The organism is Methanosarcina sp. KYL-1, assembly GCF_024372725.1.
In the GTDB taxonomy this organism is placed as follows: Archaea; Halobacteriota; Methanosarcinia; order Methanosarcinales; family Methanosarcinaceae; genus Methanosarcina.
This window is the reverse complement of sequence record NZ_VOUA01000001.1, coordinates 217,941-239,869: the sequence shown is the minus strand read 5'-3', so window position 1 is coordinate 239,869 and position 21,929 is coordinate 217,941. Positions and strand designations below refer to the sequence as shown.

Annotated in this window: 20 protein-coding genes; 12 read left to right on the top strand and 8 right to left on the bottom strand. The window is 47.1% G+C overall.

Annotated elements, in window-relative coordinates:
* Nucleotides 1-150 precede the first annotated feature (150 nt).
* The 4 genes from FTO70_RS01090 (at nucleotide 151) to FTO70_RS01075 (ending at nucleotide 5,197) form a co-directional block, all read left to right on the top strand.
* On the top strand, nucleotides 151-999 hold the full coding sequence (locus tag FTO70_RS01090; protein WP_255333847.1) for an undecaprenyl-diphosphate phosphatase: 849 nt from the start codon (nucleotides 151-153) through the stop codon (nucleotides 997-999).
* 363 nt (nucleotides 1,000-1,362) lie between these two features.
* Nucleotides 1,363-3,081 (top strand): flippase activity-associated protein Agl23, encoded by a 1,719-nt coding sequence (locus FTO70_RS01085; RefSeq protein WP_255333845.1) that lies wholly within the window; start codon nucleotides 1,363-1,365, stop codon nucleotides 3,079-3,081.
* A gap of 139 nt (nucleotides 3,082-3,220) precedes the next feature.
* Complete coding sequence (locus tag FTO70_RS01080) at nucleotides 3,221-4,531, top strand: NAD(P)/FAD-dependent oxidoreductase (RefSeq protein WP_255333844.1); 1,311 nt, start codon at nucleotides 3,221-3,223, stop codon at nucleotides 4,529-4,531.
* A 396-nt stretch (nucleotides 4,532-4,927) separates the two neighbouring features.
* Nucleotides 4,928-5,197, top strand: coding sequence for a DUF3303 domain-containing protein (locus FTO70_RS01075; RefSeq protein WP_255333843.1), 270 nt, complete (start codon nucleotides 4,928-4,930; stop codon nucleotides 5,195-5,197).
* 273 nt (nucleotides 5,198-5,470) lie between these two features.
* On the opposite strand, the gene FTO70_RS01070 is transcribed toward FTO70_RS01075, so the two are convergent.
* Entirely contained in the window at nucleotides 5,471-6,901 is a 1,431-nt protein-coding gene (locus tag FTO70_RS01070) for an aldehyde dehydrogenase (RefSeq protein WP_255334029.1), read from the bottom strand.
* A gap of 54 nt (nucleotides 6,902-6,955) precedes the next feature.
* On the opposite strand from FTO70_RS01070, the gene FTO70_RS01065 reads away from it, so the two are divergent.
* From FTO70_RS01065 to FTO70_RS01040, 6 genes are all read left to right on the top strand, one after another.
* Entirely contained in the window at nucleotides 6,956-7,303 is a 348-nt protein-coding gene (locus FTO70_RS01065) for a hypothetical protein (protein ID WP_255333842.1), read from the top strand.
* 147 nt (nucleotides 7,304-7,450) lie between these two features.
* A complete protein-coding gene (locus FTO70_RS01060; RefSeq protein ID WP_255333841.1) occupies nucleotides 7,451-9,691 on the top strand; it encodes a DUF2298 domain-containing protein in 2,241 nt (746 codons plus the stop codon).
* A 69-nt stretch (nucleotides 9,692-9,760) separates the two neighbouring features.
* A complete protein-coding gene (locus FTO70_RS01055; RefSeq protein WP_255333840.1) occupies nucleotides 9,761-11,533 on the top strand; it encodes a flippase-like domain-containing protein in 1,773 nt (590 codons plus the stop codon).
* Between the two features lie 231 nt (nucleotides 11,534-11,764).
* Nucleotides 11,765-12,112 (top strand): helix-turn-helix transcriptional regulator, encoded by a 348-nt coding sequence (locus FTO70_RS01050; protein ID WP_255333839.1) that lies wholly within the window; start codon nucleotides 11,765-11,767, stop codon nucleotides 12,110-12,112.
* Nucleotides 12,113-12,677: 565 nt separating this feature from the next.
* Nucleotides 12,678-12,971, top strand: coding sequence for a hypothetical protein (locus FTO70_RS01045; protein ID WP_255333838.1), 294 nt, complete (start codon nucleotides 12,678-12,680; stop codon nucleotides 12,969-12,971).
* Nucleotides 12,972-12,998: 27 nt separating this feature from the next.
* Nucleotides 12,999-13,844: a nitrous oxide reductase family maturation protein NosD gene (locus FTO70_RS01040; RefSeq protein WP_369694310.1), complete on the top strand. Its 846-nt coding sequence runs from the start codon at nucleotides 12,999-13,001 to the stop codon at nucleotides 13,842-13,844.
* Between the two features lie 160 nt (nucleotides 13,845-14,004).
* On the opposite strand, the gene nikR is transcribed toward FTO70_RS01040, so the two are convergent.
* The 6 genes from nikR to FTO70_RS01010 all read right to left on the bottom strand — a co-directional run bounded on the left by nikR (nucleotide 14,005) and on the right by FTO70_RS01010 (nucleotide 18,349).
* The gene (gene nikR, locus FTO70_RS01035; RefSeq protein WP_255333837.1) at nucleotides 14,005-14,427 is read right to left on the bottom strand and encodes a nickel-responsive transcriptional regulator NikR; all 423 of its coding nucleotides are present in this window, start codon (nucleotides 14,425-14,427) and stop codon (nucleotides 14,005-14,007) included.
* Nucleotides 14,428-14,726: 299 nt separating this feature from the next.
* The gene (ftsA, locus tag FTO70_RS01030; RefSeq protein WP_255333836.1) at nucleotides 14,727-16,085 is read right to left on the bottom strand and encodes a coenzyme F390 synthetase; all 1,359 of its coding nucleotides are present in this window, start codon (nucleotides 16,083-16,085) and stop codon (nucleotides 14,727-14,729) included.
* Nucleotides 16,086-16,344: 259 nt separating this feature from the next.
* Entirely contained in the window at nucleotides 16,345-16,740 is a 396-nt protein-coding gene (locus FTO70_RS01025) for an LIM domain-containing protein (RefSeq protein ID WP_255333835.1), read from the bottom strand.
* 87 nt (nucleotides 16,741-16,827) lie between these two features.
* Entirely contained in the window at nucleotides 16,828-17,139 is a 312-nt protein-coding gene (locus FTO70_RS01020) for a carboxymuconolactone decarboxylase family protein (protein WP_255333834.1), read from the bottom strand.
* A gap of 53 nt (nucleotides 17,140-17,192) precedes the next feature.
* Entirely contained in the window at nucleotides 17,193-17,789 is a 597-nt protein-coding gene (locus tag FTO70_RS01015) for a hypothetical protein (protein ID WP_255333833.1), read from the bottom strand.
* Between the two features lie 230 nt (nucleotides 17,790-18,019).
* Nucleotides 18,020-18,349, bottom strand: a complete 330-nt coding sequence (locus tag FTO70_RS01010) for a pyrimidine dimer DNA glycosylase/endonuclease V (protein WP_255333832.1) — start codon at nucleotides 18,347-18,349, stop codon at nucleotides 18,020-18,022.
* 205 nt (nucleotides 18,350-18,554) lie between these two features.
* Here FTO70_RS01010 and FTO70_RS01005 point away from each other — a divergent pair, with 205 nt between their 5' ends.
* Together FTO70_RS01005 and FTO70_RS01000 are read left to right on the top strand one after the other, a co-directional pair.
* Nucleotides 18,555-19,502: a hypothetical protein gene (locus tag FTO70_RS01005; RefSeq protein WP_255333831.1), complete on the top strand. Its 948-nt coding sequence runs from the start codon at nucleotides 18,555-18,557 to the stop codon at nucleotides 19,500-19,502.
* Nucleotides 19,503-19,620: 118 nt separating this feature from the next.
* Nucleotides 19,621-20,103 carry a peroxiredoxin gene (locus tag FTO70_RS01000; RefSeq protein ID WP_255333829.1) on the top strand — a complete coding sequence of 161 codons (483 nt, stop codon included), beginning with the start codon at nucleotides 19,621-19,623 and terminating at the stop codon, nucleotides 20,101-20,103.
* Nucleotides 20,104-20,359: 256 nt separating this feature from the next.
* Here FTO70_RS01000 and FTO70_RS00995 read toward each other — a convergent pair whose 3' ends face one another.
* Nucleotides 20,360-21,910 carry a deoxyribodipyrimidine photo-lyase gene (locus FTO70_RS00995; RefSeq protein WP_255333827.1) on the bottom strand — a complete coding sequence of 517 codons (1,551 nt, stop codon included), beginning with the start codon at nucleotides 21,908-21,910 and terminating at the stop codon, nucleotides 20,360-20,362.
* Nucleotides 21,911-21,929 lie beyond the last annotated feature (19 nt).

The following is a 21,929-nucleotide window of genomic DNA, read 5'->3' as shown; positions in this document are numbered from 1 at the left end:
GTACCTTTTGTTTAATTGTCCTTAACATTAATTCTGTATCATTAATTACGTATCGTTAATTACGTATCATTGATTCGTTATCACTGATTGTCCTTACCCATTATAAAAAAGGTTTAATGTATATATAGCGGGCAAACATATTGAATATGGATGCTGACATTTTTTGAGGCTGTTGTCCTGGGTATTGTTCAGGGAGTTGCAGAGTGGCTGCCGGTAAGCAGTGAAGGGGTAGCTTCCCTTATTATGATCAACTTTTTTGGGAAATCGATATCAGAGGCAATTCCTATTGCCATCTGGCTGCACATGGGAACCCTCCTGGCGGCCCTTGTCTACTTTAGAGAAGAAGTGCTTTTGATTATAAGGAAGCTCCCAGATTATTTTAGCAAAGTAATATTTAGCAAAGTAAATTCCGGGAAAAAGGAACAGGAAAAGCCTTCTTCCGAAAATTCGGGGGAGACAAACCTTTTGATTAGCTTCCTTATAATCTCCACTTTTCTCACAGGGTGCATCGGGCTGCCAATCATGCTGTTCGTAACCGAGGCAGCAGAGGTTTCCGGGGAACTTGCTACCGCTGCCGTAGGAATTTTTTTAATACTAACCGGCTTATTCCAGCGAATTTCAGCAGATACGAAAAATTCAAAAAAAATACCGGATACGAAGGATGCTCTGCTTGTAGGCGCGGCTCAGGGCTTTTCTGCATTTCCCGGAATCAGCCGTTCAGGAATTACAGTTGCAGCCCTTCTCTTCAGAGACTTTGATTCCGAAAGGGCTCTTAAATTTAGTTTTTTGATGAGTATACCCGCAGTCCTTGGCGCCGAAATAGGAATCGGAATTATGGACCTTATAGCGATAGACATCCCCTCGCTTCTTGCACTAATTTTTTCCTTTGTATTCGGACTGCTTACTATCAACTTCTTATTAAAAGTAACCCAAAAAGTCAATTTTTCTAATTTCTGCATAATTCTCGGTTTCATAAGTGTCCTTTCCCTATTATTATGAACTATCCTTAGCAAATGAAGTTCCGAAGGGCATTTAAACCGGATTAGAACAGGTTGATCCGGGCGCAGGAGATGTCCCTTACCACATAAGATTTTAAGGGCATTTTAGCCGGAGATGAAAAGTTCAAAACCCTTTAAGGTCAGGGAAACCGCTTCTGTTGAGCTTTGGAACTCCTTGTTTTTTTGAGTGATATCCTCACCCCTCACAAAAACAACATGGTCTTGAACTGAAACTTATTTTACACACGGAGAATAAAGAAGGAACGGATTTGATTTATCCGGCCATGGGGAAGCTATTTCACCCCATTCCTTAAATATAGCTGTGCATATAGGAAAAGAGCCAGTTCTGGAGGGTTTGGAAATAATGCAGACTACGGGCAGCATGAAGGACGAGGAAAACGGGGCAGAGCCTGACGGCGGCCAGAGCCCTGGGTTTATTCGGTTTTCCAGTTCAGATCCCGCAAATTTGCCGGAGCTTTCGGAGAAAAAATACAGGGTTTTTGGACTTTTGATCATCCTTTTTGCCCTCTTCCTCAGGTTTTTTCATCTGGGGGAACGGGTTTTCCACCATGACGAGAGTATACACTCCAGCCTTACCCTGAAACTCCTCGAACACGGGCAGTACAGTTACGACCCCGCCTACCACGGCCCCTTCCTTTACCATTCCACAGCCCTGGTCTTTCACTTCCTCGGAATAAATGACTCCACAGCCCGCCTGCTCCCGGTACTTTTCGGAACAGCCGCAATCCTGGTGCTTTTTTTGCTGAAGAAAGAACTGGGGAAAAGAGGCGTCCTCTGGTCAGCGTTTTTGCTTGCAGCTTCTCCCAGCATGGTTTACTTTTCAAGGTTCTTCAGAAATGACATGATAATCGTCTTCTGCACTATTGCTGCCATCGCAGGAGGGGTCCGATACCTCGAGAACCTTCACAGTCTAAAGAGATATCCGTATCTCATCCTTGCCGTATCGGCCCTTGCCCTTGCAGTGACTGCAAAGGAAAACGCTTACCTGATAATCCTTATCTTCGGAAGCTATGCAGGGCTTAGCATTTTATACGGAATTTATTCCGGATGGAGGAAAGGAAAGTTTAGGCCATCGGAACCCAAAAAGGGGCGTGAAGCTCTTTTCAAAAGTTCTGTCCTCTTACCCTATATTCCTGATGTCCTCCTTTCAGGCGCACTCTTCATTTTCATTGTAATGCTGTTTTACACAAGCCTTTTCAGGAACCCGGAATCCCTTTTCTCAATCGTGGAAAGGGCTTTTTCCCACTGGATGGCAATGCACAGGACCGAGCGCATAGGAGGACCCTTTTACTACTACTTCCCCCTTCTCCTCGTGTACGAAATCCCCGTCCTGCTCTTCGGGACCGCAGGCTTCCTGCACTTCCTTAAAAAGAGAGGGAAAAATTCCCAATTTTTCCTTTTCCTCTGCTACTGGGCCCTTGCAAGCCTGCTGCTCTATTCCTACCTCCAGGAAAAAGTCCCCTGGCTAGTCGTGCATATCATCCTGCCTTTCGGGATTCTTGCAGGAGCATACCTTGGAGAAATGTTTCCCCGAAGACTTAAAAGCAGTCCCGTGGAAAATGCCGATGGGACAAAACCAAAAACCTCCGAACCAAAACATTTTCCAGCTTTCCGGCCAGAGCTTTTTAGGAGAAGCCGCACTATACTGGCAGGGGTTCTTGCCCTCACCCTGGTAATTTCCCTGGTACAGGGCATCTCGGTAAACTACTACAGGAGTATGGAGCCGGCAGAACCGATGACCTACACCCAAGCATCCCCGGACATCCGTGAGCTCATAGAAAAGATAGATGGGTTAAAACTCGGGCCAAAGAGTATGAAGATCTACGTGGTGGACCCGAAAAACCTGTACTGGCCCCTGCCCTGGTACCTTCGGGACTACGAAAAAACAGGATACATGTCAAAGCTTCCCATGAACAAAAAATATGATGCAATAATCGTGCCTGCAGCATACCAGATGTACAGGGAGATTCCGGAAGAAGACTATGCATCCTACAATTTCACCCTGCGTCCCGGAAAAGAGTTCACCCTTTATTACAAAAGGAGCCTGGAAAGGGCTGAATGAAGCCTTTTCCACAGCAGGAAAAAAGAAAATATCCGGGGGACACTCAGTTCCTGGGGCACTCAGGCGAAGTAAAAATTTAAAAAGGAGAAAGGCTTGAGAGGCAAACTTGCCGCAAGTCTTACGAAAGAGGAAAAAATCTATGAAAATAGCAATAATCGGATCCGGAATTGCAGGGCTGTCAGCCGGGTACAGACTTTGCAAAGAGAATGAAGTCCTTATTTTTGAAAAAGATGCGGAAATTGGGGGAATGGCCGCAAGCTGCTGCCAGGAAAGTGCGGAAAATCCATATTTCATTGAAAAATACTACCACCACATCTTCCGGAGTGATTCCGAACTCCTTGCCCTGATAGAGGAACTGGGGCTCGAGAGGAAAATGCTGTGGCTTGAGGGAAAAAATGCCTATTTTGTGGACGGAAAAGCTTACCCGATGAACACACCCCTGGAAATCCTGCGCTTCAAGCCCCTTTCCCTCTCTGACCTTGTAAGGCTGGGCCTGATGGTCCTCAGGATCAGGGGCATTAAAGATACGGCCCCTTATGACAAAATAAAGGCAAAGGACTGGATCCTCGATACCGCAGGGAGCAACGTGTACGAAAACTTTTTTGCCCCCCTTCTGAAAAGCAAATTCGGGGACAACGCCGAAAACGTTTCCGCAGCCTGGCTAATCGGGCGCGTGAAAATCAGGTCGGACAGGGGCAGAGGCGGGGAAAAACTTGGATACATGAAAGGAGGGTTCAATGCCCTGGTAGAAGCCCTGGCAGAGGAAGTGCGTGAAAATGGCGGCATAATCCAGAAAAATACCCCTGTAAGCGAAATCGTCATCCAGGATAACGCTGTACAGGGGGTGGTCGCTAACGGAACTTTTGTAGCCTGTGATGCGGTGATCTCAACCGTAGAACCCGGAGTGCTGGATGCGCTTACAAAAGGCAAACCTGAGGCTTTGCACGAGACCCTCCGGGGCATTCGGTACCAGGGAACCGCATGCGCTCTCCTGGGGCTTGATAGAGGGCTTATGCAGGACGGGACTTACTGGCTGAACATAAAAGCAGACGTGCCTTTCGGAGCCGTTATCGAACACACTAACTTTTTACCCTTTGAGGACTACGGAGAACACCTGGTCTATCTGGCTTCTTATTTCCAGAATGAAAAGGACCCCCTATGGGTGCAAAAGGAAGAAGAGGTCCTTGATTCCTATCTTTCGGGGCTTGAAAAGATATTTCCTGCCTTTTCCAGAAAAGAAGTGCGCTGGAAAAAACTCTTCCGCCGACTGGATACCGCACCGGTGTACGAGCAGGGATATCTTGAAAAAGTACTTCCTGCAGCTCCGGGGCCCCGGGGGCTTTACCTTGCAGGCATGTTTTCTCCCGAGAATTACCCTGAAAGAAGCATAAACGGGTCGGTTAAAGCCGGATTTGAATGCGCCCGGCTGCTAATGAAGAGTTTCTTATGAGGACTTAATTCCATTTTCAAGATCGATATAAATTTTAGGACTAACTATTATATAGTCTAAGGGAGGATATTATACTGCCTATACCTGCAGAACTATCTGCACGACTACCTGTCTGACCGAGTTTATCATCCTGAGGGGATTTTGGGGAATGATGAATTAGGAAAGGACAGTTAATAATTTAATAAAAAGAAACTTTGAAACTTTGGCCGCATATTGGCCTTTTAGGGGCACGCATGTCACACCTGCACCTGTGGGGATGGCATAGCCGGGGGAAGCAGATATGTTTTCCACTTGGAGCGGAGCTCTTAAAAAACCCGGATACTGTATAAAGGCTGCCCTGGTTTCCGGGGAGGGGAATTGGCAGCACTGTGCAACAAAGAAAAGGAGTGGTAAAAGATGTTATTCATGGACATTAGCACCTGGGACCCAGCGACCCGCGATCAGATCCTTGAACACTTCAAGAAACTGGAGGTACCTGAGGGAATCGATATTATCAACCAGTGGATTGATCTTTCAGGCAACCGATACTTTATCCTTTACGAAGCCGAAAGTTCCGAAGCTTACGGGGCCTTCAACCTGCCCTGGTCCGACATCTGCATAATAGATAGTGTTCCCGTGATGGAAGCTGCCGAATTCATGCAGCTCCTGCCCAAGTACAAGAAGTAAACTTCAAAAGCTTATTAATAGCCTGTTTAAAGAAAAAAGGGGAATTCGATGGGCCAACAGATGTTAGGCTCATCGAGATGTTTTTATTAATCGACAGTGAGTTCATAAGATGGTTTTGCTGATCGATATTGAACTCATCGAAACTTCTTTATTTTATTCTTTTGAAATATGCGAATCCACGGGAATTCTGTTTCCTTGCAGCTTTTCCTTTGACTGTCTTGATTTATCATTACTTGTCTTATCTTTTTCTTTGTTTTTGCCTTTGCAACATATTCAAACTTTTAGCATTATAGTTTTCGTATCCATATATTCGAGAAGAGCGTCAGGACCGTTTTCTCTTCCCATACCACTCTCCTTAACCCCCCCGAAAGGAACTTCAGGAGCTACCTTAAGGTGCTGGTTAATCCACACAACTCCCGCATTCAACTTTTCGCAGCCCGTACGGATTCTGTCAAGATTCTTTGTCCAGAGAGATGCCCCAAGCCCGTAACGTGTGTTGTTTGCCTCTTCAATTGCCTCGTCAAGGTCCTTTACAGTAACTACGGGCAACACCGGACCGAAAACCTCTTCATTCAGGAGCCTGGAATCCCGGGGCACATCCACGACAAGAGAAGGTTCGAAGAAATACCCTTTTTCATATTCACAGCCTTCCGGGACCTTCCCTCCGGTAAGGACCTTACCCTCATCCTTCTCCTTAATTTCGGTTACCAGCCCTTTCACATATTCCCACTGCGATAGGTTATTAAGGGGCCCGACACTGATATTTCCATCCAGACCGTTTCCGACTCTCAAATTCCGGATGCCGGCCTCAAGCTTTTTTATGAATTCTTCAGCCACGGACTCAAAAACGTAAACTCGCTTGACGGCAGTACAGGTCTGCCCGCAGTTGTAAAACCTCCCCCTGAGAGCTCCTATAGCCGCACTTTCAATTTCAGCGTCGTCGCAGACCAGCATGGGGTCGCTTCCCCCGAGTTCCAGGGTCACTCTTTTCATCCCACCGGCGGCAAGTTCTGCCACACGCTTTCCAGTCCCTGATTCCCCAGTAAAAGAGATTTTCTTCACTTCCCGGCTGCGGACCAGGGCTTCCCCAACGGAATTTCCGGGGCCTGTGACAACATTCAGCACTCCGGCAGGCAGCCCGGCTTCATTCAGGACCGAAGCCAGGGCAAGGTTGGTAAGGGGAGTATTGCTTGCCGGCTTCAGCACAACAGTGTTCCCCGAAATAAGGGCAGGACCTATTTTCCAGGCCATGATCAGGGCAGGCATGTTCCAGGGGATTATTGCCGCGCAGACCCCCAGGGGTTTTTTTGCAGTAAAAGCATAGCCGTTTTGGGGAACGGTAACAAAATCCCCCCGCAGGCTGCCTGCAAGCCCACAATAATATTCCAGGACATTTGCAAAACCTTCGATCTCATTTTTAGCTTCGAAAAGAGGTTTTCCCTGTTCCCGCGTAAGCAGGACGGCAAGTTCATCCTTTTTCTGCCTTACGATCCCGGCAGCCCTGTAAAGAATAACGCCCCTCTGCTGGGGAGAAGTTGCAGCCCAGCCGCCAGAAGCTGCAGCAGCGGCTCCAACCGCCATATCCACGTCATTTTCGGAACCCATGGGAACCCTATCAATAAGTTCACCCGTTGCCGGGTTTTTAACATCAAAAAACTCCCCGCCGCATGCTTCGACAGCTTTTCCATTAATCTGCATTTTCATAACTACCACTATTTGCGAGCATATATTTTAAGATAACAAGGTTTATAGGAACTTTTGAATAATAATAGAGAAGAATGTATAGATAATAACCTGGAAGTAAAGAAAGGAGAAGAAGAAGGAGAAGGGCAAGAAGAAAAAAGGCAGGAGAAGGAGAAAGAGGGAGAGGAAGAAGAGGGAGAGAGGAAGAAGAGGGAGAGAGGAAGAAGAGGAAGAGAGGAAGAAGAGGAAGAGAGGAAGAAGAGGAAGAGAGGAAGAAGAGGAAGAGAGGAAGAAGAGGAAGAGAGGAAGAAGAGGAAGAGAGGAAGAAGAGGGAGAGAAAGGAAAAGAGAAAAAAATTTCCCATTCAACAGGAATATAAGCCTATTAACAAGATGTATGCTACCTATCAAGGCAGCCCCCTGAAAAAAAGAATACGTTGGGGATGGGGATTCGTTTGGGGGGAAGATTCCAGCTATTTAAAAGTAAAGAATACATATAGGGAAATGAATTTAGGGGAATGCATATAGGGAAATGAATTTAGGGGAATGTATTTTTCAGGGACATAAAACAATGTCAGACTATCTTCACGTAATTTTATGGTTTATTCTTATCCAGGGCCTGGGCTTAATTTCCATTCCACTCGCCGGGGCTCTCGGAAACCGGCTTGCTGATGGGGGGTATTCGGCATCCAGGACCCTCGGGATTGTACTTGTCACCTATCTGTCGTGGATTTTTTCGTATATTTGGAGCTTTAAAGTAAGTACGGTCATAATTGCGATCCTTGTACTCTGCCTTATATCAATAAACCTGTACAGGAAACAAAGAATCTTACCGAACAGGAATGTCGTGCTCCTGAACGAATTTGTCTTCACCGCAGGGTTCTTTTTTTTCCTGCTCGTGCGCATGTACCTCCCCGAAATTCACGGGCACGAAAAGTTTATGGATTTTGCTTTTTTGAATACGGTGATAAGGACTTCTTCTTTTCCTCCTCCGGACCCCTGGTTTGCAGGCGGAACCCTTGATTTTTACTACTACTTAGGGTACCTCTCCGTGGGAGTTCCCGGAAAACTAAGCGCTGTCGAGCCTTCCATACTGTTTAACCTGGCAATCGCACTTACCTTCGCCCTTTCCCTCAACCTGTTATTTGGGATTGGGTACAACCTTACTCGCGGAAATGTGAAATTCGGGGTGATAACGGCAGCATTCGGAGCGCTGCTCGGGAATATACAGGGGCTGATAGGATTCGTCTCCATCTACATCCTCAAAAATCCAGTTTCCATGGGATACTACTGGAGCAGTTCGAGAGTGATCCCCTACACCATAAACGAATTCCCATATTTCAGTTTCATACACGGAGACCTTCACGCCCATATGCTGGCGATCCCCTTTCAGTTGCTCGTACTTGCCTTTCTTCTCAACATCTATTTCCGAAGAAACGGAAATTCGGCATTTGAAAACGCTCCGGCATTTCTTGCCTTCTCAATATCTCTTGGTTTTTTATTCCCCGCCAACGCCTGGGATTTCCCCATATATTTCGGCCTTATGGTATCGGTTATCTTTGCCTTTTATTCTGGTTCCGTCTTTAATTCAAGCTCCACATTTTATTCTAGATCCGCATTTTATTCCGGATCAGGTATTCGGAAAAAAGATATTTCCCGGGCCTTTTCAGGCTTTTCCAGGACATTAGTCCTTATCTCCACCCTCAGCTTTTTGTTATATTTGCCCTTTTACCTGTCCTTTCATCCTCAAGCCGCAGAAGGATTCGGCTTATTGGACCCGGAACTTCGGACAGGAATTGACAAATTCTTCATTCTTTTCGGCCTTTTCCTGTACCTGATATTCTCTTTTCTAATTACACACCTTAGCACCCATCTGGACTTCAAGCAAAAAGTCAGGTACTTCACCCTGGGATTTGGAATCCCTGCCCTGCTTTCCATTGAGTGGGGAACTCCTCTGTTACTGGTCCTTCTGCCTCTGCTCGGCCTCTCCTTCATATCGTTCTTAAAAGACCTCTCTCAAAGGAGTTCCACAGGGTTCGTATCCCTGCTTGCTGCGGCAGCCGCTTTCATCACACTGATGTGTGAATTCATTTATCTCGAAGACCCCTGTCCGGGGAATTATGCCCGCATGAACACGGTCTTTAAATTCTACATGCACGCCTGGATATTCCTGGCTATCGCAGCCTCTTATTCCTATTATGAAATCCGTTCCCGTTATGGAGTCCGGACCCAGGAACATGCTTTTTTTCCTGAATACCCGGAAAATGCCGGAAACAAGGCCTGGACAGTTTTATTTTTGCTCCTGCTTATCTCCTGTACCTTCTTTCCGGTCGTTGGGACCCTTACGAGAATTCAGGATATGCAGGCCAAACCGGCCCTTGACGGGATGGAATACATGAAAGAACTTGATAGGGGAGATTACAACGCCATAAAATGGATGCAGGAAAATATAGAGGGGACTCCCGTAATCCTCGAAGCCGCCTCAGACCAGAGCAGCTATTCCTACACCTCAAGGGTCTCTGCAAACACCGGGCTTCCCACAGTCCTGGGCTGGGCAAGGCACGAGAGGTTCTGGGGGAGGGACCGCGCTGAAGTAAGGACAAGGATAAAAGATATAAGTTCCATCTACAACACAGACAGCGAAGAAAAAGCCATTGAACTTATCGAAAAATATAATATAAGTTACGTATACATAGGGGAACTTGAAAGGGATAGATACGGAGGTAGACTGGATAAATTCGAAGACGAAACTTATTTCGAACTGGTTTACCTTGGCTCTGTCAAAATATACCGGATAAAAAATGATTTCTGAAGTTCCTGTTTCGGAAAAGCCCGAAATGAAAATCAAGAGGTTTTAACCATTACAAGCATTTCTGTTGTTTTGCCTGCCTATAATGAAGCAGCCAGAATAGAAAATACCGTGTCCATTACAGCAGATACCCTTTCAAAAATAACGGATTGTTTTGAGATAATCATAGCCGAGGACGGAAGTACGGACGGCACGGACCGGATAGCTGCAGGGCTTTCGGAACGGTACAACTATGTCATCCACCTGCACTCGGAAGAACGCCAGGGGAGGGGCAGGGCGTTGAACAGGGCATTTAAGGCAGCTTCCGGGGAGGTGCTCTGCTATATTGATGTGGACCTTGCAACCGACATGAAATACCTTGAGAAACTGGTCAGGGCGGTGAGCACCGGAGGATATGACTTTGCCACGGGCTCGAGAATGATGCCGGAAAGCGATTCAAGAAGGCCCTTCAAGCGGGAATTTGCAAGCCAGGGTTATAATTTCCTGGTCCGTCTTTTTTTGCATTCAAAACTTTACGATCATCAGTGCGGTTTTAAGGCCTTCAGGAGAGAAGCCCTCTTTGAACTGCTAGATGAAATAAAAAACCAGCACTGGTTCTGGGATACGGAACTACTCGTCAGGGCCCAGCACAAAGGTTACAGGGTCCTGGAATTTCCAGTGTACTGGAGGCACGGCGGGTCAAGCAAGGTAAACATTGTAAAAGATGTCATAGGAATGGGGTCGGAGATTTTCCGGCTCTGGTGGGAACTCTTTGCTGCAGGTTTATTTACGGGAAAAAGAAAAATCCTTCTAACAGCCCTCCTCGCACTTCTGATCCTTACACTTATAGCAACCCTTCTTGGGGTGTCCGAAATCCTGGAAAATGCCAGGCAAGCCTCCCCCCGGACCCTGACCCTGGCTTTCCTCGTATACTGCATTTCCTGGCCCCTGAGAGGAGTCCGTTTCCAGCAAATCCTCAAAAGGCTGGGAAACAGTTTTGGCCTCGGATTTCTAACGGGCAGCATTTTCATCAGCCAGTCCGCAAACGTGGTACTTCCGGCCCGTATAGGGGACCTGAGCAGGCTGTATATCCTGAAAAAAAACAAAGGGCTTGCCCTCACAACAGGCCTCTCCTCCCTGACAGTAGAACGGGTCTTTGACATAGTTGCAATTACTTTAATTGCCGTACTTGCCTCTTCAGGCGCAGCTTCCGGGCTCGAACTCGCTCCCTGGATGGAGTCCCTGATCAGGTTTTCCGGGATTGCGGTCATCTTGTTTTTTGCAGCCCTCTTTTCGGTATCTTTCAGGGAGGAAAGCCTGAAAAAAAAGCCAGAAAACAAAATCCAGGAAAAAACTCACGACAGGCACCTGGACAAAATAATGGACTTTGTAGCCAGTTTTATCCGCCAGATGAGCATTGTTGCCGTCCGTCCTGGTGCGTTTGCGGCGGTACTTGCGTCTTCCCTCCTTATCTGGGGAACGGACATCCTCACCTGTTTCCTGGTCCTGAAATCTTTTTCAGCGGCAGGAACCGACCTGTCTTCCACATTTATGATCTCCCTCGTCTTCCTGGCAGTTGCCATCGGAAATATTGCAAAGATATTCCCGATAACCCCGGGAGCGATCGGGACATACGAAGTCGCCCTCACAGCGGTTTTCGGGCTTGGTGGAATCAAACCGGAAGTGGGGTTTACGGTTGCCGTGCTTGACCACATAATAAAGAATTCGGTCACCCTTCTCGGGGGCGGGTTTGCCATCTCGGAGCTCGGACTCAGGTGGCAAGAAGTACTCTCTACAGACCCCAATCTCCTGAAAGGGGAAAAGCAGCCCGGGATGGAAAAATCCATTAAAAAGCAAGAACCTTAAAACAAAGCTTAAGGACCTTAGAACCGTAAAAACTCAGAACCGTAAAAACTCAGAACCGTAAAAACTCTGGACCCGGAGAAACTCTGGATCCGGAAACCCTCTGGATCCGGATTCAAAAAAGATAAATATCTTAAAACCGGACAGGAAGATAACCGCTAATTTATTAACACAATAATTATTTAAATAATTCTGCGGAGTATTTTTAACCCCTATCGAGGTTTAAGTGGAGAAATGTCTGAAAAAAAACTTATAGAAGTTCAGAATGCATACATCCTGCCTCAAGATGTGCTTGATGCCGTGCACATGGCCATGAACACCGACGTAGGAGAGATTGTCAGCCTGTTTAAGGTACTTGCGGACCCTACCCGCCTCAAAATCCTCAAAGCCCTGGAAGTCCAGAGCCTCTGCGTCTGTGTCCTTGTGGAAACCACGGACCACAAACATTCGGCCCTTTCCTACCACCTCAAACTCTTAAAAGAAGCAGGACTTGTAGATTCCAGAAGAGAACGCAGTTTCCAGGTCTACGAACTCACGGAATTCGGAAGCCTTCTCCTGAAAACCATTGAAAAACACTTTTGAAAAAGATGGGAAAAAAAATCGAAACCGAATGAAACTGCAACTCATTAATTAAGAGATCGAAATTCAGAGATCGTGAATTCGGATCACATTAGCTCGAAATATTCACTCTATAAAAAAGGTTCTTCAAGCTCTTATTTTTGTTCTACTTAGATTAGGCACTCTGATACCTATCTCTTTTTCATTGGAATGCCATCTTCTAGAAACTTGGCTTCTAAAAAATCCACGTGATATAGACTCCGACTTCTACAAACTTCACGTTCTACAGACTGGTTTTCATCTTTAATTTGGCTCAAATTCAAACTAAAATTACTCAAAGTAAACCTGACAGGATGTAATTTGACAGGCTCTGAGCAGGAGCTTATCCTCGATGCAAGGGAAAAGAGAATAAAGGGAGTAGATATGAGGAACCGGGATTAGATAGAATGTTCAGAATCTATTGTTCAAAATCCTTATAGTAAACAAAGATAATTATAAAATATATAATTATAAATTGGTGAGGGGGAAAATTATGTAGCATCAGAAATACGCTGTATCCTTATCGGCGATCCTTATTATTTTTTTCACATTGTTTGCCGATATTGGGGCAGCCAGCACGTTATACGTGGATGATGACGGGAACCAAAATTATACCACAATCCAGGAAGCAATTGATAACGCGACTCCGGGAGATACGATTATCGTGTCCCCTGGAGTTTACATAGAGAACGTCGATGTGTATAAGGAGGTCATTCTGATGTCCGAGGGAGGAGAGCCGGCAGATACTTTCGTGTACCCGGATGACCCGGATTATGATGTTTTCTATGTGGACTCCGATAACGTAACTGTCGGTGGTTTTACCATCAGGGGAGCAGTTTCCTAGAACGATACCCCGAGGACACCGGCAGGCATATACCTGGAAGAGGTGGAAAACTGCCTGCTTTTCAACAACAGCCTTTCACACAACGGAGCAGGAATTATCCTCAATGGGGCAGAAAGCAATATCCTGTACAACAACCTTGCGTATCTCAATTACTATGACGGCATCGATGTCTTTGGAGGAAAAGACAACATCCTATACGAGAACGGAGCCATGAAAAACAGCCTTGGGGTATATATCGAAAATTCAACCAACAATACACTGATCAACAACACAGCAGAGCTCAATGAATTTGATGGAATCGATTTGATCGGGTCAGACAGGAACATTATATACGGAAACCATGTCTTCAAAAATGAGCTGGGAATTTATTCCGAAGCCTCCGATGGGAACTATCTGTATAACAACACCGTGAACATCAACTACTGGGGCGGGATCGAACTGCTGAACTCAAACGACAGCATCCTTTTCGGCAACAAGATCCAGAAGAACGACATTGGGATCTATCAGGAAGCGTCCACAAACAACACCTTTGTCAACAATAACCTGGAGTTGAATTACGGTGGAATTGCACTTTATGCTTCAGATGGAAACGTCCTGTACCTGAATAACTTTAATAACGAGATAAACGCCGAAGACGATAACAAAAACACCTGGAACACAACGGAAGGCAACTACTGGAGCGATTATACAGGGGAAGATTCCGACGGGAATGGTATTGGAGATACCCCGTACATAATTAACGAAACTTCCGGAAGCGCAGATTTCAGGCCGCTTATGGAACCTGTGGTTTACTCGGATTTCTTCGTCCCGTCAAAGGTCTCCTTGAGCATTAAGCAATTAGATCTTCCCGAGGCTGCAGCCCTGGAAAATTAAATATGAAAAGTTGAAAACTGGAAATTTTACAGGAAAAAAGAAAAAGGAAACAAAATTGCAGCCTTTCTGGCTGTTTCCCTTTTTTAATGGTTTTTGTTGTTTCTCCAAAAATGGAGAGATAAATCCCCATGCGGGGAATCGTACTTTAACCGAAGCGAGTTCAGATCTTTTCACTGGATGCCACAGTTGTAAGCTTTGCGAACTTTACCCCTTTTAGTGCCATTATGGCCTCGGCAAGTTCTTTTATCTCTTCTCCGTCCCCGTCCAGAACGACTACTTCAAAACAGTTGTCGTGGTCGAGATGGATGTGTACGGAAGATTTGATCAGGTGGGTGTAGTGGTGCTGGATATCCGCAAGGGCATTTGAAAGCCCGCGCTTCGTGTGGTCATAAATCACCGAAACGGTTCCGACACGATGGCCTTTGATATCACCCATCCATTCATAGTAAGAGATATAGCTTCTGATGGCGTCCCTTATGCCTTCCGAACGGGAAGAATAGCCTCTTTTTTCAATAATCTCATCAAATTTGCTCAAAAGGGTATCAGGAAGGGAGACCCCTATCCTCATAAGTTCTTTTTCCATCGTATCACCATTTAATGTAAATATGAATCTTCAAGATAATACTTTAAGTAAAGATAATACTTAGAGTAAATATATGTGTTATGATATATGTACTTTAAGTAAGTATATGTGTTATGATATATGTTTTTTTTACTTAATAATTAAGATAAAAGAGTTGTGCTCGCAGCTTAATTAGTCTTCAGTATTATTAATGTATGGGAATTATTAATAACTTATTACATAGTGTAAAGAACTGCACCAGTGCCCACAGCCTCCATCAAGTCGGCTTATGACAAGAACTTTTCGGTTTTCGGTCCCTCTCACCTGCGGTCCACAAGCCTTTTGGGCCTGCCCTTGACGTTATGAAGTTCAAGCCCCTTCGGGCCTGTGAAATTGAACAGGACCTTAAAGAAGCCTTCCTCGTAAGCCCTTAAAAGGGGCGGTTTGTACTGCAGGAAGGCACGGATGAAATTTTCCTTTATAAGGTCCTTATCACAGGCCGCCAGGTCCTCGCACTCCAGGCTGACCCTGAGCACGACTTCTCCTTCATCTTCCCCGCCATAAAGGAAAGCCTCATACTCTCCTGTCAGGTATTCCATGTTCCCTCGCTGGAAGACGCCTTTTTCCACGTCAACCCTGTTGAAGGGGGTACCTTCCACCCAGAACGTTTCGGCTTCCCGCTGAGGGGTCATGATTTTCATGTGGGTCCTCCCGCAGGGGCAGGCTTTGCGGGTGAGCACGACGGTTGTGTCTTCGGTGTCGTAGTTTAAGAGGAGGTTTCCGGCCTTTGCACCCACCGGAAGAAGCGTGCTCAGGACAACCCGCCCGCACTCCCCGTCAGGCACGAAATTCTCGATCCGGGGATCGTAGACGTCCAGGTGGACCATGTCTTCGGGCACGTGCAGCCCTGAAATTTCACTGCATTCCCCACACATCGTACCTTCCGTGCTCCCGTAGGTGTTGTAGACAGGGCAGCCCCAGATTTCGGAAAGGTAAGTCCTTGACTCCTCGGCAAAGGATTCACCTCCCACCACCAGCTTATTTATCCCGGACTCTTTAGGGTCAAGGCTCTCGGCCCGCATCCGCCGGGCAAGGTTAAGGAGCTTGAAGACGCTTCCCACTATACCGGTAGGCCTGTAGGCTTTGATGACCCTCAGGGGAAAGGTACACTTGCCCTCGGGAATGATTGCCATCCCGAGTTCGCGGGCCGCAAGAGTCATCGTGTTTGCCCCCACGTTCATCCCGTAAGAGGCGCAGACAACAACCCTATCCCCTGCCCCGAAACCCTGGGACGTGAAGATCCTGGCGTATTTCTCCGCATAGCGCTCCCAGTCCTCCCAGGTAAGGAAAAAACTCTTGGGAGTCCCGCTGGTCCCGCTGGTCTCATGGATGGTGAACACGTCTTCCCAGCCCACACTTTTGAAAAGGAAATCTTCCTTCTCAGGGGGCTGGTTTTCCCGGATGGTCGACCCCGAGATGACAGGAAGCTCCCGGAGGTCTTCATGGGCTTTGATGTCTCCGGGCTTCACTCCGTGCTTTTCAAACCATTTCCTGTAAAAAGAAGAATTCTCAGCCGCGTATTTGACCGTGTACCGCACACGTTCCTCAATGAGAGCATCGAGCTCCCCCCTGTCCATGGTCTCGATTTCCGGGTTGAAATAAGGTTTAGAACTGTCCACCACCCATCACCGCCTTTATGATATTTCATGCTTGATGCTTAATGATAGTTCATAACGGTAAGCTATTATTTGTTGTCCCCCGATGAAACAGTTTTTGGAAGGCGTTTAAACTGTGAAAAGATAAAAAAATCCAGGCTATGAATACAAAAAGAAATGAAAGAGACATGAAAAAAGAGAGACATGAAAAAAGAGAGACATGAAAAAGAGTATTTTTCAGCCATTTGATTATTTTTTGATTTGATACTGCTTCGTTTTTCCCTCAGCTATCAAAGGGCACAAGGTATACCCCGTCTGCCCTCTTTTGTCCCTTTACCAGCTCGCAGTGCCTCAGGAGGGCAAACTGGTTTTCGGCTTCTCTCGCGGAAATTCCGAACTTTTGTGCAATTTCTTCGCGTTTTACTCCGCCCTGGGAGACGATGAATTCATAAATGGCTTTTTGCAGGTCAGTCAGGCCTTCAGTTCCTTCAAGCCCTGCTTCTTCCCTGAAGATTTTTTTGGAACGAACTGCCCAGGGATTGCAGGCCTGGATTTTATGGTGGCCCTCTATGTAGCAGTCCTCGCAAAAAACCTTGCCTTCATCCTCAATACAATCTTCCGCAGCCAGTTCGCAGCCGCAAGCCTCGCACCTGGCAGGACCGGTTCTTTCTTCTGTCATCTTAGATCACCCCAGCGTTTCAGACATTCAGTTCGTTAGAAATTTAGCTCATATAAGAAATTTAGTTCGTTAGAAGTTCAGTCCGCATCAGACCTTCAGCTCGTCCAGGATTTCAAGGACGACCACTGACCCGTAAGCTACTGCTGGCCCTCCGGCCATCAATATGGCCGTGCTGACAGCCTCCAGGATTTCCTCACGAGTGGCTCCCAGTTTTACAGCTTCAGGAACGTGTTTCCAGAGGCAGTATTCACAGCGCAGGGCTACTGCAATTCCCACCATCATTATTTCTTTCGTTTTGGCGCTGAGAGCCCCGTCCCTGACGACCTCACCATGAAGCCCCATAAGCGCGTTCATTACTCCCGGCATCTGCCCGGCCATTGCTGCTAGCTTTTCATTCATGTCGATTTTTTCTGTCGTAATACCACTTCCTGAATACAAACAGCCTTTAATAATTAAGAATCAAATGGGACCATGTAAATCTCATCCCCTATTTTTCTCCACTTTAACAGCTCACAGTGCCTGAGGAGCGCAAGCTGGTTTGTCGTTTCCTGAGGAGTGAGCCCGAAAAGCTTTGAGATTTTTTCTGGTGTAGCCCCCCCTTCGGTCAGGATGAAGTCATAGAGCTCTTTTTGCAGGTCCGTCAGCCCTTCAGTCCCTTCAAGCCCGTGCTGTTTTCTGAAGAGTTTCTTGGAGCGTACAGCCATGGGGTCTGCAAACTTGATTTTCTGGTGGGCTTCGAGGTAGCAGTCTTCACAGGTTACACAACCGTTTTCTTTGAAGTATTCGCTCCCGGAGATTTCCCGGCCGCATTCCGGGCAGGTTATAAAAAATTCCTTTGCCTCGTCAAGTTCCCTGTACCCGGAGTTGTTTGTCCTTACCAGGCCGTGGAACTCCAGATAACCCACTATTTCATACACTTTCGACCTGGACATCCCGTATCCGGCTTTTGCCTTTTTGATAACATCCCGAATATGGAAACCACAGTCGATCTGGACCTCTTTGATGCATTCAAGGACCCCGACTTCCTCTTCATCCAGTACGAGCTTCATAATAAGTTCTCTGATATTAATTACTCTGAGATATATTACTCTGAAATATTGTCTCTATCTCTCTACGACTATATGTAATATAAAATTAACGAAAACTATTAATATTTAATAAAGAAAACGCCTGAAAACAGAAGAAAGATGAGTACAAAGACCGGTGCATGGATCTACTGCATGGATCTCTCACCGGATAAAAGACCCAACTTAGAAAGCAACTGGTTCAGACCCTGCAGTCACACCCTGCACCCGCACCCTCTTTCCCTCAGAGTTTTGACCTGTTCCTCATAAGGATACACAAACTCGTCCTGTACGGCTTTTCCGGTCGCGAGGGCAGGGTCAAGGGGAGTGTGGTGCTTATAGCCCCGCAGTGCCATTTCTTCCACAAGGGCTTCGTGCCTGAAGTAGAGGGCTTTTAATTTCCCCTTCCAGCGCAGGGTTTCGGGGTGGTGGGCATATGCTTTCTTGTTATTGGTTATAATGGACCAGAGGGCATGCAGTTCCCTGTGTTCACCCAGAAGGTGCTGCCTGCACATGTTCTCAGGAGGGATGTCCCAGATTCTCATGGATGTGACCTCAAAATTGATTAATGGAAGAGTTGCGGGGGATTTTCAGTCTTCAGGTTCAGATATTTAACTTTAGGATACTTATTTACAGCTTCCCGGGAAAATATAATACATGGAAAAGTGGGGTTTCCGGAATTCTTGCTTTTTGTTTGTTGGACTTATGCTTTTAATACTTTATTTCCTTATATCGCCGGTTCTTGCGCACGTGCCTGTGTTCGAAGAGGACGGCAAAAGCCCTGGAGAAGCGATTCCCGTAGAAGACCCTTTGAAGTCCCGGGTCCTTTACGGAGAACTCGAAGGGGGAGGAAACGCCAGGTATTACAGTTTTGAAATGGAAAAAGGAGAAAGAATCCTGCTAGGGCTTATTGTCCCCGTAAAACCCGGAAACAGGGTTTTTGCCCCTGACCTCGTACTCATGGGGCCGGGACTTGCCGACGAGGGAAAAGTGCCCAAGACCCTGGAAATTCCCGAAGGGAACGGGGTAAAAATGCTTCCCGGAAAACTTCCCGAAAGCGCAACTTATGAGGGGTTCAGCCCCAGTGCTTTTTACTCCCTTGCCAGGCTTGACCTGGAAGCCCCGGAAAGCGGGACCTATTATGCAGCAGTCGCTTCTCCGGCCAGGGACGTCAATTACGGGATCGTCCTCGGGTACAGGGAAAGTTTTTCCTTAAAGGAATGGGTGCTTGTCCCCCTGGGCCAGATAAGGACCTACCGCTGGGAAGGCCAGAGCCTGCCCTTTATCCTCGCTCCTCTGGGGCTCACGCTTGCTGCCGGAGTCCTGGCAGTCTTACGGAAAAAAGAAAAAGGGTCCATGTTCACACCTGCTCAATGGGCAGGGGCTTTTGCATCCCTTTTCTTCCTGGGCACAGGTTTATCTTTCCTTGTACAGATGCTGGTTTCACTGAACAGGAGCGCTTACTCTCCCGAGGTATTTATTACCCTCTTCCTGGGCTTTTCGCACCTCGCGCTTGGAGTTGCAGCAATGGGCCTGAGCCTCAAAGGCAGTGGCTATGGGGAAAACGGAACGAAGAAACGCCTGTACTTCTTTGGCCTGGCATTTACGGGGCTTTTGCTCTGGGCAGGGTGGCTAATCGGGCCTTTACTTGCCTTTGAAGCCGGACTGCTGCCCTGGGGAAGAAAAAAATGGTCCTGAATGCAAATACAGAATAAATATAACTTAAAAGATAGAGTTAAGATGTATAATATTCAAATTATTATTACTGTAACCACAAAATAGCTCAAGCTTAGAAAGCAACGATAGAGGGAAAAATATGGCGAAAACAACATTAGAAAAGGGACAACCTGCTCCTCCTCTCTGCCTTCCCGACCAGGGCGGGAAAAGGATCTGCCTGGAAGACCTGAAAGGAAAATGGGTTGTCCTGTATTTTTACCCCAGGGACAACACCCCGGGCTGCAGCCTTGAAGCCAGGAATTTCAGCTGTCTGAGGAAAGAGTTTGAAGCTGAAAACACCGTAATCCTGGGAGTCAGCAGGGACAGCGAGGAATCCCACCGAAAATTTGTCGAGAAAAAAGAGCTCAAAATTACCCTGCTTTCCGACGAAACTGCCGACGTTCACAGGACATACGAAGTCATGCACCCGAAGAATTTCAAGGGCAACGAGGTCATGAGCACTGTCCGGACCACTTTCCTGATAGACCCCGAAGGGAACATTGCCAGGGTCTGGGATAATGTAAAGGCCAGCGGGCACGCCGAAAAAGTACTTTCCGAGCTGAGAGCCCTGAAACAGCAGTAAGTAGAGCAGTAAGTGAACAAGGAAAAAAGCAAGATAAAAGAAACAAAAATAGATTATAAAAACGAAAAAAATTATTTTTTATTCCCCCTTCAACAAAAACAAAGGCATATAAAATACAGTCAGAGGAAATTCAGCTTATTTTTTCGTTGCGAATCCCGCAGAAACAGAGGTATTCTGTACCCCATTTTGAGTAAAAATGCTGAAATTCCAGGTTTTTCGAAATATGATTCGTTTTTACCTGTTTTTTAGTAACTTCTCACCCCGGATCATTTACTCTCAAGCTTTTTCCCCTTGCCCCTCCCTTACTCTCATGCTTTTTCCTTTGCCTTTCCTTTACCCTCATGCTTTTTTCCCTGCTCCCCTCTGCAGAAAGTGTCCCACCCGGGAGATACTTTGCAATATAGGCATCCACGTCGAACTTCCGCCTGCAGCCTTCGTAACTCATGTAGCGCAGCTTTCCGATGACCGCCCTTTCCCTCCAGGCACGGTCGTGGACTCCCCCGATGCTCCAGGCAATCCCTGCGTAGCCGTTGGGATCCCTGCCGTCCAGTTCGTACCGGTCGTTCAGGGAAATGGCAATTTCAAGGGCTTTTTCCGGGGATTCACTCCATTCCAGGATCTTTTTTGCCCAGTACATCCGCATGTACCCGTGCATCTTCCCTCTCCTGAGGAGTTCCATCTGGCTCGCGTTCCAGAGCGGGTCGTGGGTCTTTCCGGCTTCGAACTCCTCCAGAGTGTAAACGTACTCCCTCGGGTCTTTCCTGTGGGAATTAAGGGACTCTTTTACCCAGGCAGGAAAACCTTCAAAACTATCATATGCAGGGGAATAATAACAGAAATTATCCGCAATTTCTTTCCACACAAGAAGCTCATCCAGAAAAGCCTTCTTTGCCTCCTCGTCAGCTTTCGCAGTTTCAACCTCAATGGCGACTCTCTGAGCTGAGAGCTGCCCGAAGTGGAGGTATGGGGAAAGGTCAGAGACCCCTCTCTTTGTGGGGTCGTTTCTCAGGGCATTGTACGAATCCAGACGTTCCGAAAGAAAGGTTTCCAGCACCTCTCTTGCGGCTTTTTCCCCGGGCTTGAAATGTTCCGGCTCAAAGAAAGGGTCGGCACTTTTCCCCCTGAGCCCTTCAGGGAGAAGCTCTTCAAGGCCCATTTCCTGCAGGTTCCGAACAATTTCAGGACCATTGCCAGTGCCCCCGGTAGAAAATTCATGGAGGCCAGAGTTTAGTTTGGAGTTGAGTTCGGAGTTGAGTTCGGAGTTGGGTTCAAGCTCCGGGAAATCCTCCAGAAACCCCAGAAGGAGGGCCTGGAGTTTCGGCCGAAAAGTATGGGCAGCGTATTCCTGCTTTGGGGAGGCTTCCCAGCAGGGTACGACGTTGTGCGCGTCCACTTCGTAAAAGGGGACCTCAAGCCCGGAAGCTGCCTGTTCCGCCCACCCCCTCTTGATGCGCAGGGGGCTGAAATCCGTAACAAGAGTCCCGATTCCGTATTTCTTAACAAACAGGGGGATTGTTTTTCCCGGATCTCCCCGGAGGAAAAAGAACGGGATATTTTTTTCGGCAAGGGCCTGCTCAAGTTCTTGCAGCCCCTTCAGCATAAACACATACTGCCTTCCCCCGGCTCCTAGAAATTCATCCGCAAGACAAAAAAGCACCACAACGGGCACTCCGGAATCAAACGCCATCCCCCGGGCAAAGAGCAGTGCCCAGTTATCCTCTACCCGCTGGTCGCGGCTCATCCAGTAAGCAACAGGCCCGTCTCCCGCTTTCCCCGGTTTTAGGGTCCGGATCCTTTTAGGGTTCATAATTGAATTTCGGGCTCCG

Coding starts and splice junctions, on each gene's coding strand:
- FTO70_RS01025 (WP_255333835.1), bottom strand. CDS start 16,740: ATGACAGAAGAAAGAACCGGTCCTGCCAGGTGCGAGGCTTGCGGCTGC.
- FTO70_RS01070 (WP_255334029.1), bottom strand. CDS start 6,901: ATGAAAATGCAGATTAATGGAAAAGCTGTCGAAGCATGCGGCGGGGAG.
- FTO70_RS01080 (WP_255333844.1), top strand. CDS start 3,221: ATGAAAATAGCAATAATCGGATCCGGAATTGCAGGGCTGTCAGCCGGG.
- FTO70_RS01050 (WP_255333839.1), top strand. CDS start 11,765: ATGTCTGAAAAAAAACTTATAGAAGTTCAGAATGCATACATCCTGCCT.
- FTO70_RS01020 (WP_255333834.1), bottom strand. CDS start 17,139: ATGAATGAAAAGCTAGCAGCAATGGCCGGGCAGATGCCGGGAGTAATG.
- FTO70_RS01060 (WP_255333841.1), top strand. CDS start 7,451: ATGTCAGACTATCTTCACGTAATTTTATGGTTTATTCTTATCCAGGGC.
- FTO70_RS01010 (WP_255333832.1), bottom strand. CDS start 18,349: ATGAGAATCTGGGACATCCCTCCTGAGAACATGTGCAGGCAGCACCTT.
- FTO70_RS01015 (WP_255333833.1), bottom strand. CDS start 17,789: ATGAAGCTCGTACTGGATGAAGAGGAAGTCGGGGTCCTTGAATGCATC.
- FTO70_RS01085 (WP_255333845.1), top strand. CDS start 1,363: ATGCAGACTACGGGCAGCATGAAGGACGAGGAAAACGGGGCAGAGCCT.
- nikR (WP_255333837.1), bottom strand. CDS start 14,427: ATGGAAAAAGAACTTATGAGGATAGGGGTCTCCCTTCCTGATACCCTT.
- FTO70_RS01000 (WP_255333829.1), top strand. CDS start 19,621: ATGGCGAAAACAACATTAGAAAAGGGACAACCTGCTCCTCCTCTCTGC.
- FTO70_RS01090 (WP_255333847.1), top strand. CDS start 151: ATGCTGACATTTTTTGAGGCTGTTGTCCTGGGTATTGTTCAGGGAGTT.
- FTO70_RS01075 (WP_255333843.1), top strand. CDS start 4,928: ATGTTATTCATGGACATTAGCACCTGGGACCCAGCGACCCGCGATCAG.
- FTO70_RS00995 (WP_255333827.1), bottom strand. CDS start 21,910: ATGAACCCTAAAAGGATCCGGACCCTAAAACCGGGGAAAGCGGGAGAC.